Consider the following 13326-nt stretch of genomic DNA (forward strand, 5'->3'; position numbering starts at 1 on the left):
ACCCGGTGCGGGCATAGGCTATCTGAATTGGCCATCCCGTATGGCTTCCCGCGTCGCTCCGGTGTGTCGATTAAAGTGATGTACCCCGCCATGCATCCACGACAACCCCGCGTTTACGAGGGGATGGAGACGTTAGGAGCGTATCGATGCAGGGTCATGGCGGAAGAGGTGGGATTCGAACCCACGGATGGCTTGCACCATCGCCGGTTTTCAAGACCGGTGCCTTAAACCGCTCGGCCACTCTTCCGGATCGGCGGAAGGGGGCTGTACGCCAAGCCGGGCGGCGAATCCACCCTTGGATTTGGGCCCGCCAGGATGGGGCAATCCCGCCATCCGTGGGTGATCCGTGCCGTGCGCGCGGTGACGCGAGGTTCCGGTTCCGCCGTCGCTATGGCAAACAGGCCGCATGTGGGGGGACATTACCCGGCGCGTGAGGCGCCTCGGCATTTCTTCGGCTCTGGCTCTGCTGGTCGGCAGCACGCCCGCGCTTGCGCAGGACGAGGCGGGTTTCCAGAGCTATCTGCAACAGGTGCGCGGCACCGCGAGCGCGCAGGGGGTCAGCCGCGCGACGCTGGACGCCGTGCTGCCGACGCTGACGCTCAACACCCGTGTCATCGAACTCGACCGTCGTCAGCCGGGCGGCCCGAGCAATACCGGCTTCAGCCCCTTTGCTCCCTATAAGGCCGCGCATGTCGATGCCGCGCGGATCGGCCGGGGGCGCAGCAAATATCTGGCGCAGCGCCCGCGCCTGTCGCGGATCGAGCGCGAGACGGGCGTGCCCGAATCGATCATGGTCGCGATCTGGGGCCATGAGACCAATTACGGTGCCTATACCGGCAATTTCGACCTGCTGCGCTCGCTCGCCAGCCTGGCCTATGAGGGGCGGCGGCGTCCCTTGTTCGAGGGCGAGTTCATCGCCGCGCTCAAGATGATGGACCGGGGCGTCAGCCGCGAACAGCTGAAGGGCAGCTGGGCCGGGGCGACCGGCAATCCGCAATTCCTGCCGTCCATCTATCTGCGCCTCGCGCGCGACGGCGACGGCGATGGCCGCGCCGACATCTGGAACAGCGAGGCCGATACGCTGGCCTCAATCGGCAATTATTTTGTCAACGCCGGTTGGCGGGCGGGCCAGCCTTGGGGCTTTGCGGTGACGGTGCCGGCCGGGTTCGATCAGTCGCAGGTCCGCAACCGGCTGGTCAGCCCCCGCTGCCCGCGGGTGTTCGAGCGGCATAGCGGGTGGCGGACCATGGCCGAATGGCGCGCGCTGGGCATCGTGCCGCAGGGCACCGCCTGGCCGGGCGATCAGGTGCTGGCGACGCTGATGGAGCCCGACGGGCCGGGGCGGACCGCCTATCTGCTGACCGGCAATTACCGCGTCATCCTGGATTACAACTGCTCCAACTTCTACGCCTTGTCGGTGGGCCTGCTGGCCGATGCGATTGCGGGCTGAGATCCTGGCCCTGGCGGCGCTGGTCGCCGGGTTCGCGGCGTCGGTCCGGGCGGAGGAGGCGCCAGCGCCGCGCTACGGCGGTTACCAGGCGAGCGGCCATGCCAGCTGGTACGGCCATGAACTGGCCGGGCGAAGGACCGCGACGGGGCGGCGGTTCGATCCCGACGACGTGATGATCGCGCATCGCAGCCTGCCGCTGGATTCGATGGTCGAGGTGACCGACATCGACACCGGCCGGACGATCGTGGCGCGGGTCGGCGATCGCGGGCCGGGCCGCGCCGACCGGCTGGCCGACCTGTCGCTGGGCGCGGCGCGGCTGCTCGGGACGAACCGGCGGGCGGTGGCCCATATCCGGTTGCGCGCGCTGCGAACCGGCGCGGACAATCCCGGCCTGGTGCTGGCGGGGGCCAGCGCGGTGCCGCCGGTGGCCAAGCCCATCTCCCTCGATCCGCAGGCCCGCTACCGCGTTCAGATCGCCAGCTTCTCCAGTCAGCCTCGGGCCGAAGCGCTCGCCCGCCGCTTCGATGCGCGGGCGCACCGGGTCGGCCGGGTCTGGCGCGTCGAACGGTCGTCATTGAATGCCGATTCCGCCAAAGCCCTGCGTGACGCGGCGGCACAGGCGGGTTATGACGACGCCCGCATCCTGCATCAGGATTGACCTCCTACCTCCCTTTGGTCACGGAACATCCATGAAGACCCTGTTCGCATCGCTCGCCGCCCCGCTCGCTCTCGTCGCGCTGGCCTATCCCTCGATCGCGGCCGCGCCGCAGTTCGATACCCCCGCGCCGGTCGCGTTCATGAAGGACCTGTCGTCGGGCGCGGTGCTGTTCCAGCGGGACGCCGATCGCCGGATGCCGCCCGCCTCGCTGGCGAAGATGATGACGGTCTATGTTGCCTTCGACCTGGTGAAGAAGGGCCAGCTGAAACTGGACGACATGGTCACGGTCCAGCCGGAGACCTGGAAGAAGTGGCATGGCCCGCAGGCGGGGTCGACCATGTTCCTGTCGCCCGGCGAGCAGGTCAGCGTCGCCAACCTTCTCTATGGCATCGTCACCCTGTCGGGCAACGACGCCTGCGTCGTGCTGGCCGAGCATATCGCGGGGACCGAGCCGAACTTCGTCGAGCGGATGAACCGGACCGCCAAGCAGATCGGGCTGACCAACAGCCATTTCGGCACCTCGAACGGCTGGCCGGACGGCGGCGTGACCTATGTCACCGCGCGTGACCTCGCCAACCTGGCCGAGCACACGATCGAGGACTTCCCCAAGCTCTACAAGCAATTCTATTCCCGCCGCGATTTCTCCTGGGGCAAGACCATGGGCGGCAACGCCATCACCCAGGCGAACCGCGATCCGCTGCTGGGTCGCGTCGCGGGGGCCGACGGGCTGAAGACCGGGCATACCGAGGAGGCGGGTTACGGCTTCACCGGATCGGCCGAGCAGAATGGCCGCCGTCTGGTGATGGTCGTCGCGGGGCTGAACAGCTTCGGTGCGCGGGCCGAGGAATCGGTGAAGTTCATGAACTGGGGCTTCCGCGCGTGGCAGGCCAAGCCCGTCGTGGCGCAGGGCAAGAAGGTCGCCGATGCCGAGGTCCAGATGGGATCGTCGAGCAGCGTCGGCCTGGTCGCGCCGCGCCAGCTGACCGTGACGCTGCCCGCCGGGCTCGATCCGCAGCTGAGCGCCAAGGTCGTCTATCAGGGCCCGATCAAGGCCCCGATCAAGGCGGGCCAGCATATCGCCGACTTGGTCGTCAGCTCGCCCGACATGCCCGCCCAGCGCCTGCCGCTGGTCGCAGACAAGGATGTCGGCGAAGCCGGGTTCTTCGGACGCGCCTGGGCCGGGCTGACCTCGTTCTTCGGGTGATCGCATGAACCTGCCGGTCGGCAATGCGGCGGCGCAGGCCGCCTTTGCCGCCGCGCTGGGGGGCGCCAAGCTGCACCATGCCTGGCTGCTGGCCGGGCCGGAGGGCGTGGGCAAGGCGGCCTTCGCGCGCGCGGCGGCCAGGCGCGTCCTGGCTCGGGCGGGTGGGCAGGGGGGCTTGCCCCCCGGCCTCGCCGTGCCCGACGATCATCCGACCGCCAGGCTGATGGAAGCGGGGTCGCATCCCGATTTCCGTGTGCTGGCGCGGCTGCCCAAGGATGCGGACAAGCCCGACCAGGATCTGGCGCGGTCGATCAGTATCGCGCAGGTCCGCACGCTCCAGCCCATGTTCGCGACCGCGCCCGCCATGGGCCCGGCGCGGGTCGTCCTGATCGATGCGATCGACGATCTGGAGCGGGGCGGCGCCAATGCGCTGCTCAAGAATCTGGAGGAGCCGCCCGCGGGCACCCTGTTCCTGCTGGTCAGCCATGCGCCGGGACGGTTGCTGCCCACCATCCGGTCGCGATGCCGCTTGCTACGCTTCGAGCGGCTGTCGGACGGCGAGGTCGCCACGGTGCTGCGCGGACAATTGCCCGAGGCGGAGGAGGACGAGATCGCCGCGTTGGTCGCCGCCGCCGATGGCGCGCCGGGCCGTGCGCTGCGCTTTGCCGGGCTGGACATTGCCGGGCTCGACGCGGCGATCGCGCGCATTGCCGAGAGTGGCGATCCGGGCAATGCCGAGCGGGTCAAGCTGGCCAAGGCGCTGGCGGGCAAGGCCGCACAGGCGCGCTACGAAGCGTTTCTGGACCGGGTGCCCGCGTTCATCGCGGGTCGGGCGCAGACGCGGTCGGGGCCTGCGCTGAAGGTCGCGCTGGATGCCTATGCCGCCGCGCAGGATCTGGCGGGCGCGGCACGCGGGCTGTCGCTGGATGCGCAGGGGACGGTGTTCGAGATGGCGGGGATCATCGCGACCTTGCGGTGAGGGTTGCCCTTGGGCTTCGACTTCGCTCAGCCTGAACGGAGGTCGTGGCAAGGGCTTTTCCCATCAGCCGTTCAGGCTGAGCGAAGTCGAAGCCCACGCTTCACCGCCATCCAAATGGCCTGTTACAGACCCACCCGCTCGAAATGCCCCGGCGCAAAGCCGTCGATGGCCAGCGCGGTGATCCGCTCCGCCACCATTTCGGGCGCCTTGACCGATGCCGGGTCCTCGCCCGGATAGGCCTTGGCGCGCATCTGCGTACGGGTCGCGCCCGGATCGACGATGGCGGTACGGATCGCACTGATCTCCGACGTCTCGTCGCCATAGGCGCCGAGCAGCGTCTCGAACGCCGCCTTGGAGGCGCCATAGGCTCCCCAATAGGCACGGGGGCGGCGTCCGACCGAAGAGGTGACGCCGATCACCCGCGCGCCCTTCGACCGGCGCAGCATCGGGTCGAAGGCGGAGATCATCGCCGCCTGCGCGCTGACGTTCAGGGTCAGGACGCGGGCGAATTCCTTGGGATCGATGGCGGGCACAGCGGCCAGCGATCCCAGCATCCCGGCGTTCAGCACGAGGATGTCCAGCGCCTGCCAGCGTTCGCCGATCGCCCCGGCCAGCCGCCCGATCGACTCATTCTCCGTCAGGTCGAGCGGCGCGATGGTGGCCGACCCGCCCGCGTTGAAGATGGTCTCCTCGACCTCTTCCAGCCCCTTGGGGGTGCGCGCCGTCAGGACGACATGGGCCCCTTGCGCGCCGAGCGCGATGGCCGTGGCGGCACCGATCCCCCGGCTGGCGCCGGTGACCAGCGCCAGCTTGCCCGACAGCGCGCCCGTCATCAGGCGACCCGCTCGGCCAGCATCTGGAACTGGTCGACCGGCGCCGTCTCGTCATGGTCGGTCAGCGTGGTGGGATAGTCGCCGGTGAAGCAGGCGTCGCAATAGCTGGGCTTGCCGTCGCGCGCCGCGTTCAGCGCCTTGTACAGCCCCTCGATCGAGACGAAGGACAGGCTGTCGGCATGGATGAAGTCGGTCATCCCGCCCAGGTCGAGCTTGGCGGCCAACAGCTTGGCCCGCTCGGGCGTGTCGACGCCGTAGAAGCAGCTGTGGCGGGTCGGGGGCGACGCGATGCGCATATGCACCTCGGCCGCGCCGGCCTCGCGCATCATCTGCACGATCTTCAGGCTGGTGGTGCCGCGCACGATCGAATCGTCGATCAGCACGATCTTCTTGCCCTGGATCAGCGCGCGATTGGCATTGTGCTTCAGCTTGACGCCCAGATGGCGGACCTTGTCGCCCGGCTGGATGAAGGTGCGGCCGACATAGTGCGAGCGGATGATGCCCAGTTCGAACGGAATGCCCGACTGCTGGGCATAGCCGATTGCGGCGGGGACGCCCGAATCGGGGACCGGGATGACCAGATCGGCATCGACCGGCGCCTCGATGGCGAGTTGCGCGCCGATTTCCTTGCGCACCGAATAGACCGACTGGTCGCCCGCGATCGAATCGGGGCGGCTGAAATAGACCCACTCGAAGATGCACGGGCGCGCATCGACCGCCTGGAAGGGGCGGATCGAGCGGATTTCGGTGCCCTGCACGATGACCAGCTCGCCCGGCTCGACCGCGCGCTCGAAGGTCGCGCCGCACACGTCGAGCGCGACCGTCTCCGAGGCGAAGATCACCGCGCCGTCCAGGCGACCCATGACCAACGGCCGGATGCCCAGCGGATCGCGGCAGGCGATCATGCCCTCGGGCGTCATGACGATCAGCGAATAGGCGCCCTCGACCTGCTTCAGCGCATCGATGAAGCGGTCGAGCAGGGTGCGGTAGTTGGAGGTCGCGACCAGATGGATGATCGTCTCCGTATCGCTGGTCGACTGGAAGATCGAACCGCGACGCACGAGTTCGCGACGCAGCTTCATCGCATTGGAAATATTGCCGTTATGCGCGATGGCGAAGCCGCCGGTCGACAGGTCGGCGTAGAGCGGCTGGACGTTGCGCAGCGCGGTCTCGCCGGTGGTCGAGTAGCGGACATGGCCGCAGGCGACATCGCCCGGCAGGCCGCGGATGACGTCGTCGCGGTCGAAATTGCCCGCGACGTGACCCATCGCGCGGTGGGTGTGGAACAGCGCGCCGTCGAAGCTGGTGATGCCCGCGGCTTCCTGCCCGCGATGCTGGAGCGCGTGTAGGCCGAGCGCGGTCAGCGCGGCCGCGCCGCTGGCGCCGGACACGCCGAAGATGCCGCATTCCTCGCGGAGTTTGTCGTCGTCGAAAGGATGGGTGGTCAGCATGGGAGAGGCGCTCGCAACGTTCGCAACTAAGGGGCAGACGGGGCGCATATAGGAACGTCATCCGCGTTTGTCGCCTGTTTGTCATGGTTGACGGGATCATTTTCGGGGAGGCTGCGTTTCGGCACCGAAAACAGGAGTTGTCATATGGCGCGCGACCACGGACCCCAGGTCAAGGATGACGCCCTGTACGAGGAGCTGCGCAAGCAGGGCCAATCCAAGGAAAAGGCGGCAAGAATCGCCAATGCCAAGGCCAAGGGCAGCCTGGACCACCGCGCGACCCATCTGGAGGATCGGACCAAGGACGACCTGCTGAAGGAAGCGCGCAGGATCGGCATTGCGGGGCGGTCGAAGATGGACAAGGCGGCGTTGATCGCCGCGATTCGGGATCACGGCTGACGGGTTGGAAGGCGGCGCGGTTGCGGCTAGATCACGCCGCCATGGCCGACCATCGTGACACCGGGCTGACGCTCGACCCCAAATTCGACGCCAACGGATTGCTGACCGCGATCGCCACCGACCGCGTGAGCGGCGACCTGTTGATGGTCGCGCATATGAATGCCGAGGCATTGGAAGCCACGCGGACCACCGGCGAGGCGCATTTCTGGTCGCGCAGCCGGGGACGGTTGTGGAAGAAGGGCGAAAGCTCGAACCATGTCCTGCGCGTCGTGGAGATGCGGATCGACTGCGACCAGGATGCGCTCTGGCTGATCTGCGACCCCGCCGGACCGGCCTGTCACACGGGCGCGCGCAGCTGCTTCTTCCGGCGGATCGAGGGCGACGGGCTGGTGCCGGTCGCGTGAGACGGGGCTGGGCGGGCCTGATGCTCGCCGCCGCGCTGGCGGCCTGCGGTTCGGGCGCCGGCGATGCCGACAATGCGGCGGGCGAGCAGCTGGAGGCCGCCAGCATTGCCACGGGCCTCGTTGCCGATCCGGCGGTCGTCCCGCTGGAGGGCATGTGGGCGCGCGATTCGGACCGGATGTGCATCCTGCCGCCCGGCGATGGCGGGTCGGAGGCATCGTGGCGGATCGGCGTGATGCTGGATTATGGCGAGGGGCAGGGGTGCACCGCGCGCGGCACGCTCAAACGCTCGGGGCGCGACCTGGCCGTGACGCTGGGCGGCTGTCGCTTCACCGCGCGGTTCGATGGCGATGATATCCAGTTCCCCGCGACGCTGCCTGCGCCCTGCGCCTCGCTGTGTACGGGACGGGCGAGCCTGTCGGCGCTGATCGTCGAACGGATCAGCCGGTCGGTGGCGGAGGCGCGGACGCTGCGCAGCGCGGACGGCGCGGCGCTTTGCGGCGATTGACGTTGACGTAAACGGACCCTAGCCTCCGGCATCATGGCCAAGGTCGCTGCCCATCCCGTTTCCCCGCCCCAACCCGACCGCGACTCGTACAGCATCACCGAATTGTGCGGCGAGTTCGGCGTGACCGCGCGCGCTCTGCGCTTCTACGAGGATGAGGGGCTGATCTCGCCCGAGCGGCGGGGGACGCAGCGCATCTATTCGCCGCGCGACCGCGCGCGTCTCGCCTGGATCCTGCGCGGCAAGCGGGTGGGGTTCAGCCTGGCCGAGATACGCGAGATGATCGACCTGTACGATCTGGGCGACGGCCGCCGCCAGCAGCGCGAGGTGACGATCGCCCGCTGCACCGCCAAGATCGAGGCCCTGCAGGCGCAGAAGCACGACATCGATGCCGCGATCGCGGAACTGGCGGAGTTCGTGACGCTGGTGGAAACGCATCGCGATTGAGAGCGGGGGACAGGCGCGCGCCATGCCGATGGGCGCGATACGGCGGCCATCCCCCATTCCCCAACTTCCGTTCAGCCTGAGCGAAGTCGAAGGCCACGCCCGGCGCTGGCCGCAAGCGATTTCACGTGCTCCCGACAAGCGGGCCGTCGTCCCATGGTGGTGTCGGAGAGGTTTTCCCTTGGCCTTCGACTTCGCTCAGGCTGAACGGGTGTGGGGGGACGGGATTGGGCTGGACGGGCCCAGGCGTCCTACGGTTTTCCTTCGGACGATGGCCCACTGGCGCGTCTCACGCCGCCGAGTTCGCCTGGTGCTGGTGCCGCGGCGGGCTGGGGCGTCGGGGTCGCCGCAGGCACGGGTATGACGGTCAGCGTCTGCCGCTTCATGCAGCGTGGCCCCCGCATCGCCGGATAGAGGGTACAGTTCCACAGCGTCCGCTCCAGCCCGGTGGTCGGATCGCGCAGATAGCTGAACGCCATCGTCTCCAGCTGCGTCGGGGCCAGCGGCACGGCGCGCGGGGTGGCGGCGGCGTCGCGCCAGGCCATGACCGTGCAATGCCTGCGCTCGCCGCACAGGGTCAGCGCGAAGGCGGCGAAGCCCTCGGGCGCCAGGCCGGTGGGCAGGGTGACGAGGAACATGTCCGGGTCGCTCGCCAGCGGGGCCAGCGTACCACCCGCCACCGCCCCCTCGGCCAGCGCGGCCCCCGCTTTGTCGGTCGCGTCGGTGCCCGCCCGATGCGGCGGCGAGAAGGGGGCGAGGGCTTCGATGACCGGCTCGCCCGCGACCTGGTGCCGGTTGAAGGCGGGTGGGGTGCCCCACCAGCCCGCCCAGCGGAAGAACAGATGCGATCCGACCCGCGCGACCTTGTCGAGGCTGGCCTGCCAATAGGGGACGACCCAGTCGGTATGGTAATGGGTGGCATGGCCCACGGGGCGGAAGACCTTGCCGTTCAGCGCCATCGCGGCGATCTGGCGGGCGCGGGTCCAGGCGGCCTCGGGCGGTTGCCACTTGGTCAGCGCGCCGTCGCAGCTGAAGGTGAACTGACAGCCGGTGCTGCGCTCCTGCCCCTCGAACACCACGCCGCACACCGTCTTGGGGAAGGCCGGGTGGCGCAGCCGGTTGAGCACGACCTGCGCGACCGCCTGCTCGCCCTTGGCATCGTCGCCCGCCTCGTACAGCACGCCCGCCGCCAGACAGTCGAGCGCGCGCGCCTTGTCCTCCGCCGTGCCCCGAAAGACGAAGGGGCGGGCGGCCGGGTTGGGATCGGTCGAGAAGGGGACGCCTTCGTTATAGGCGCGTGCCTCGTCGGGCGTCATGTCGATGAACGACACCGGCTCGACCGGCGGAAGCTCGGCGGGCGGCACCACGCGCGGCACCTGTCGCAGCCGCTCGCTGGCGGTGTGGTGCGTCTTCGGAATGGCGGGGGCGTTCGCCACGAGCAAAGCCGGTACGACACTGGCCGTACCGGCGATGACGAACAGCGCCGCGCGGATGCCGCCGCGCGGCCGGGACAGATCGCTCACTGTTCGGGCAGGAAGTCCGGCACCGACAGATAACGCTCGCCCGTGTCATAGTTGAAGCCGAGCACGCGAACGCCTTCGGGCAGGTCGGGCAGCTTCTGCAGGATCGCGGCCAGCGTCGCACCCGACGAGATGCCGACCAGCAGCCCCTCTTCGCGGGCGGAGCGGCGGGCCATGTCCTTGGCGACATTGGCATCGACCTCGATCACCCCGTCGATCGCCTGGGTGTGGAGATTGGCGGGGATGAACCCTGCGCCGATGCCCTGGATCGGGTGCGGGCCCGGCTGGCCGCCCTGGATGACCGGCGAGGCGGCGGGTTCGACCGCATAGACCTTCAGCTGCGGCCATTCCTTCTTCAGCGTCTCGGCGACGCCGGTGATGTGGCCGCCGGTGCCGACGCCGGTGATGATGACGTCGATCGGCGAATCGCGGAAGTCGTTCAGGATTTCCTGCGCGGTCGTGCGGACATGCACGTCGATGTTCGCGGGATTCTCGAACTGCTGCGGCATCCAGGCGCCCGGCGTCTCGCGCACGATCTCCAGCGCGCGCTCGATCGCGCCCTTCATGCCCTTTTCACGCGGGGTCAGGTCGAAGGTCGCGCCGTAGGCCAGCATCAGGCGGCGACGCTCGATCGACATGGACTCGGGCATGACCAGGATCAGCTTATAGCCCTTGACCGCCGCGACCATCGCCAGGCCGACGCCGGTATTGCCGCTGGTCGGCTCGACGATGGTGCCGCCGGGCTTCAGCTCGCCGCTGGCCTCCGCCGCCTCGATCATCGCGAGCGCGATCCGGTCCTTGATCGAGCCGCCGGGATTGGAGCGTTCCGACTTGATCCAGACCTCCGATCCGGGGAACAGCCGCTGGATCTTCACATGCGGCGTGTTGCCGATCGTTTCCAGGATGGTGTTGGCCTTCATGGCTTGGCTTCTCCGTGGGTTGGTTCGGTTGCAAGGATTTCAGGCGGATCAAAGGTTCGCGCCCGCCGGAGTTCCGGGAACAGCCGCGACCAGAGCAGGGTGACGCCGATCGCGCCCAGCCCGCCGAACACCACCGCGCCGACGGGGCCGAGGATCGAGGCCATGACCCCGCTCTCGAATTCGCCCAGTTCGTTGGAGGCGGAGATGGTCAGCTGCGACACCGCGCTCACCCGCCCGCGCATCGCATCGGGGGTGTGGAGCTGGATCAGCGACTGGCGGACATAGACCGACACCATGTCCGCACCGCCCGCGCAGATCAGCGCGGCGAGGCTGAGCAGGAAGGCGGGGTGGACGAACAGGTTCACGCCGCCCAGCGCCACCGTGCCGCTCTGGAGCCCCAGGGCGCCGGTCACATGGCTGGCGATGCCGAAGGTCAGGATCGACAGGCCGAAGACCACGACGGCGACCAGCATCTTGACCCCGACATTGCTGGTCATCGGCTTGAACGAGAACCAGATCGCGGTGGTCGCCGCGCCGATGCCCATGCCCGCCGCCAGCACGCCCAGGCCCTGCGACCCGACATGCAATATGTCGCGCGCATAGACCGGCAGCAGCGAGGTCGCGCCCGCCAGCAGGACCGCGAACAGGTCGAGCGTGATCGCCGCCTGGACCAGCCGGTTGCGGCGGACATAGCTGAATCCCTCGACGATTCGGGTCAGCGGGCGGCGGTCGGTCTGCGCGGGCGGCTGCGGCACCGGGCCGATCAGGAAGATGCAGAGCAGCGCGACGGCGAACAGCAGGGTGGCGACGCCATAGGCGAATTCGGGATGGATCGCATAGAGCAACCCGCCGACGCTCGGCCCGGCGATGGTGCCGACCTGCCACGCGATCGAGCTGACCGCGATGGCGGTGGGCAGGCTCTCGCGCGGGACCAGATTGGGGGCGAGCGAGGAATAGGCCGGTCCCGAAAAGGCCCGCGCGATGCCGAACGCGACGGCGGCGGTGAACAACGCCCCCAGCGTCAGATGCCCCGACCAGGTCAGGAACCAGAGGCTCGCAGCGGTCAGCACCAGCAGTCCGGTCGTCGCCCGCACGATCCAGCGCCGGTCGACGCTGTCGGCGACCAGGCCGGTGATCGGGGTCAGCAGGAACAGCGGCACGAACTGCGCGAAGCCGATCATGCCCAGCATGAAGGCGGCCTGCCGGACGTCCATCGTCTCGCGCGCCAGATTGTACACCTGCCATCCGATGACGATCGACATGGCGGATACCGCGATGGTCCCGCTGAACCGCGACAGCCAGTAGCTGCGGAAATTGGCGATGCGGAACGGGTGTTTGGGTCTATCCATGGTCGGCGAGCGTTGTAGGCTGCGGCGCGCCGTCAAGGCAACCGAGGCAAAGCTATTCTCCGCTAAATTCCTTCTGTCCGAATGGGAATTAAGAGGGGGAATTGAGTTTCATGACAAAGCACGCCAATAGGCGTCCATCCTTCCCTAACGGAAACAAAGGTGTTCCCGACTGTGGCAAAAGCTCCAAGCCGTACCAGCGAGCCCCCCATTCCCAATCGGGAGCGTCCCGCCGAACCGCAACCGTTCCAGGCTACCAAGGAACAGTTGCTGGATTTCTACAAGCAGATGCTCCTGATCCGCCGCTTCGAAGAAAAGGCGGGCCAGCTCTACGGCCTCGGCCTGATCGGCGGTTTCTGCCACCTGTATATCGGCCAGGAAGCCGTGGCGGTCGGCCTCCAGTCGGCGCTCGACGGCGACAAGGATTCGGTCATCACCGGTTACCGCGACCATGGCCACATGCTGGCGTACGGCATCGATCCCAAGGTCATCATGGCCGAGCTCACGGGGCGTGCCGCCGGCATCTCCAAGGGCAAGGGCGGGTCGATGCACATGTTCTCGACCGAGCATAAATTCTATGGCGGCCACGGCATCGTGGGCGCGCAGGTGTCGCTGGGCACCGGCCTGGCGTTCGGGCACAAGTACAGCAATGACGGCGGCGTCTGCCTCGCCTATTTCGGCGACGGCGCTGCCAATCAGGGCCAGGTGTACGAGAGCTTCAACATGGCCGAGCTGTGGAAGCTCCCGATCATCTTCGTGATCGAGAACAACCAGTACGCCATGGGCACGGCGGTCAACCGCGCCTCGTCCGAGGATCAGCTGTATCGCCGTGGCGAGAGCTTCCGCATCCCCGGCATCCAGGTCGACGGCATGGACGTGCTGGCGTGCCGTGGCGCGGCCGAAGAGGCGCTGGCCTGGGTTCGTGCGGGCAAGGGTCCGGTCATCCTCGAGATGAAGACCTATCGCTATCGCGGTCACTCCATGTCCGACCCCGCCAAGTATCGCAGCCGCGAGGAAGTGCAGGGCGTGCGCGACAAGTCCGATCCGATCGACCACGTCAAGAAGCTGCTCGAAGCGCAGGGCGTGACCGAGGCCGATCTGAAGGTCCTGGAGCAGGACATCCGCAAGCAGGTCAACGAAGCGGCCGATTTCGCCGAGCAGACCCCCGAGCCCGATGTGGCTGAACTCTACACTGAAGTGCTGGTGGAGCGTTACTAA

At 68.2% G+C, this 13326-nt stretch carries 14 protein-coding genes and 1 tRNA gene; 9 read left to right on the plus strand and 6 right to left on the minus strand.

The genetic code is table 11. From position 1 onward, the window contains the following. Window positions 1-157 precede the first annotated feature (157 nt). Window positions 158-247, minus strand: a tRNA-Ser gene (locus ABIC44_RS02820). A 159-nt stretch (window positions 248-406) separates the two neighbouring features. Here ABIC44_RS02820 and ABIC44_RS02825 point away from each other — a divergent pair. Genes ABIC44_RS02825 through ABIC44_RS02840 form a run of 4 tightly spaced genes read left to right on the plus strand, consistent with a single transcriptional unit; the run spans window position 407 to window position 4291 of the window. Beyond that, entirely contained in the window at window positions 407-1450 is a 1044-nt protein-coding gene (locus ABIC44_RS02825) for a lytic murein transglycosylase (RefSeq protein ID WP_405052634.1), read from the plus strand. After that, on the plus strand, window positions 1434-2108 hold the full coding sequence (locus tag ABIC44_RS02830; protein WP_354293496.1) for a septal ring lytic transglycosylase RlpA family protein: 675 nt from the start codon (window positions 1434-1436) through the stop codon (window positions 2106-2108). The genes ABIC44_RS02825 and ABIC44_RS02830 overlap by 17 nt, the downstream gene beginning before the upstream one ends. A gap of 31 nt (window positions 2109-2139) precedes the next feature. Beyond that, window positions 2140-3312, plus strand: coding sequence for a D-alanyl-D-alanine carboxypeptidase family protein (locus ABIC44_RS02835; RefSeq protein ID WP_309703374.1), 1173 nt, complete (start codon window positions 2140-2142; stop codon window positions 3310-3312). A 4-nt stretch (window positions 3313-3316) separates the two neighbouring features. Beyond that, the gene (locus ABIC44_RS02840) at window positions 3317-4291 is read left to right on the plus strand and encodes a DNA polymerase III delta subunit-related protein (protein ID WP_354293498.1); all 975 of its coding nucleotides are present in this window, start codon (window positions 3317-3319) and stop codon (window positions 4289-4291) included. 122 nt (window positions 4292-4413) lie between these two features. On the opposite strand, the gene ABIC44_RS02845 is transcribed toward ABIC44_RS02840, so the two are convergent. Next, window positions 4414-5124 carry an SDR family NAD(P)-dependent oxidoreductase gene (locus tag ABIC44_RS02845; protein WP_354293500.1) on the minus strand — a complete coding sequence of 237 codons (711 nt, stop codon included), beginning with the start codon at window positions 5122-5124 and terminating at the stop codon, window positions 4414-4416. Then, entirely contained in the window at window positions 5124-6575 is a 1452-nt protein-coding gene (gene purF / locus ABIC44_RS02850; protein ID WP_307098048.1) for an amidophosphoribosyltransferase, read from the minus strand. The genes ABIC44_RS02845 and purF overlap by 1 nt, the downstream gene beginning before the upstream one ends. A 144-nt stretch (window positions 6576-6719) precedes the next feature. On the opposite strand from purF, the gene ABIC44_RS02855 reads away from it, so the two are divergent. The 4 genes from ABIC44_RS02855 to ABIC44_RS02870 are packed head-to-tail and all read left to right on the plus strand — an operon-like array spanning window position 6720 to window position 8325. Further along, the gene (locus ABIC44_RS02855) at window positions 6720-6971 is read left to right on the plus strand and encodes a DUF7218 family protein (protein ID WP_307098049.1); all 252 of its coding nucleotides are present in this window, start codon (window positions 6720-6722) and stop codon (window positions 6969-6971) included. A gap of 41 nt (window positions 6972-7012) precedes the next feature. After that, the gene (gene hisI, locus ABIC44_RS02860; protein ID WP_307098050.1) at window positions 7013-7375 is read left to right on the plus strand and encodes a phosphoribosyl-AMP cyclohydrolase; all 363 of its coding nucleotides are present in this window, start codon (window positions 7013-7015) and stop codon (window positions 7373-7375) included. Then, window positions 7372-7881: a hypothetical protein gene (locus tag ABIC44_RS02865; protein WP_354293502.1), complete on the plus strand. Its 510-nt coding sequence runs from the start codon at window positions 7372-7374 to the stop codon at window positions 7879-7881. Before hisI ends, ABIC44_RS02865 begins: the two co-directional genes overlap by 4 nt. 33 nt (window positions 7882-7914) lie before the next feature. Further along, window positions 7915-8325: a MerR family transcriptional regulator gene (locus ABIC44_RS02870; RefSeq protein ID WP_354293504.1), complete on the plus strand. Its 411-nt coding sequence runs from the start codon at window positions 7915-7917 to the stop codon at window positions 8323-8325. 248 nt (window positions 8326-8573) lie between these two features. On the opposite strand, the gene ABIC44_RS02875 is transcribed toward ABIC44_RS02870, so the two are convergent. Genes ABIC44_RS02875 through ABIC44_RS02885 form a run of 3 tightly spaced genes read right to left on the minus strand, consistent with a single transcriptional unit; the run spans window position 8574 to window position 12111 of the window. Continuing rightward, window positions 8574-9845 (minus strand): cell wall hydrolase, encoded by a 1272-nt coding sequence (locus ABIC44_RS02875; RefSeq protein ID WP_354293506.1) that lies wholly within the window; start codon window positions 9843-9845, stop codon window positions 8574-8576. Further along, window positions 9842-10762: a cysteine synthase A gene (gene cysK / locus ABIC44_RS02880; RefSeq protein ID WP_294235727.1), complete on the minus strand. Its 921-nt coding sequence runs from the start codon at window positions 10760-10762 to the stop codon at window positions 9842-9844. Before cysK ends, ABIC44_RS02875 begins: the two co-directional genes overlap by 4 nt. Continuing rightward, window positions 10759-12111 carry an MFS transporter gene (locus ABIC44_RS02885; protein WP_354293508.1) on the minus strand — a complete coding sequence of 451 codons (1353 nt, stop codon included), beginning with the start codon at window positions 12109-12111 and terminating at the stop codon, window positions 10759-10761. Before ABIC44_RS02885 ends, cysK begins: the two co-directional genes overlap by 4 nt. Window positions 12112-12282: 171 nt before the next feature. Between ABIC44_RS02885 and pdhA the strand changes: the two genes are divergently transcribed. Beyond that, complete coding sequence (pdhA, locus tag ABIC44_RS02890) at window positions 12283-13326, plus strand: pyruvate dehydrogenase (acetyl-transferring) E1 component subunit alpha (protein ID WP_294235726.1); 1044 nt, start codon at window positions 12283-12285, stop codon at window positions 13324-13326.

Source organism: Sphingomonas sp. 1185, from assembly GCF_040544655.1.
Taxonomy (GTDB): Bacteria; Pseudomonadota; Alphaproteobacteria; order Sphingomonadales; family Sphingomonadaceae; genus Sphingomonas.

Coding starts and splice junctions, on each gene's coding strand:
- ABIC44_RS02825 (WP_405052634.1), top strand. CDS start 407: ATGTGGGGGGACATTACCCGGCGCGTGAGGCGCCTCGGCATTTCTTCG.
- ABIC44_RS02830 (WP_354293496.1), top strand. CDS start 1,434: ATGCGATTGCGGGCTGAGATCCTGGCCCTGGCGGCGCTGGTCGCCGGG.
- ABIC44_RS02835 (WP_309703374.1), top strand. CDS start 2,140: ATGAAGACCCTGTTCGCATCGCTCGCCGCCCCGCTCGCTCTCGTCGCG.
- ABIC44_RS02840 (WP_354293498.1), top strand. CDS start 3,317: ATGAACCTGCCGGTCGGCAATGCGGCGGCGCAGGCCGCCTTTGCCGCC.
- ABIC44_RS02845 (WP_354293500.1), bottom strand. CDS start 5,124: ATGACGGGCGCGCTGTCGGGCAAGCTGGCGCTGGTCACCGGCGCCAGC.
- purF (WP_307098048.1), bottom strand. CDS start 6,575: ATGCTGACCACCCATCCTTTCGACGACGACAAACTCCGCGAGGAATGC.
- ABIC44_RS02855 (WP_307098049.1), top strand. CDS start 6,720: ATGGCGCGCGACCACGGACCCCAGGTCAAGGATGACGCCCTGTACGAG.
- hisI (WP_307098050.1), top strand. CDS start 7,013: ATGGCCGACCATCGTGACACCGGGCTGACGCTCGACCCCAAATTCGAC.
- ABIC44_RS02870 (WP_354293504.1), top strand. CDS start 7,915: ATGGCCAAGGTCGCTGCCCATCCCGTTTCCCCGCCCCAACCCGACCGC.
- cysK (WP_294235727.1), bottom strand. CDS start 10,762: ATGAAGGCCAACACCATCCTGGAAACGATCGGCAACACGCCGCATGTG.
- ABIC44_RS02885 (WP_354293508.1), bottom strand. CDS start 12,111: ATGGATAGACCCAAACACCCGTTCCGCATCGCCAATTTCCGCAGCTAC.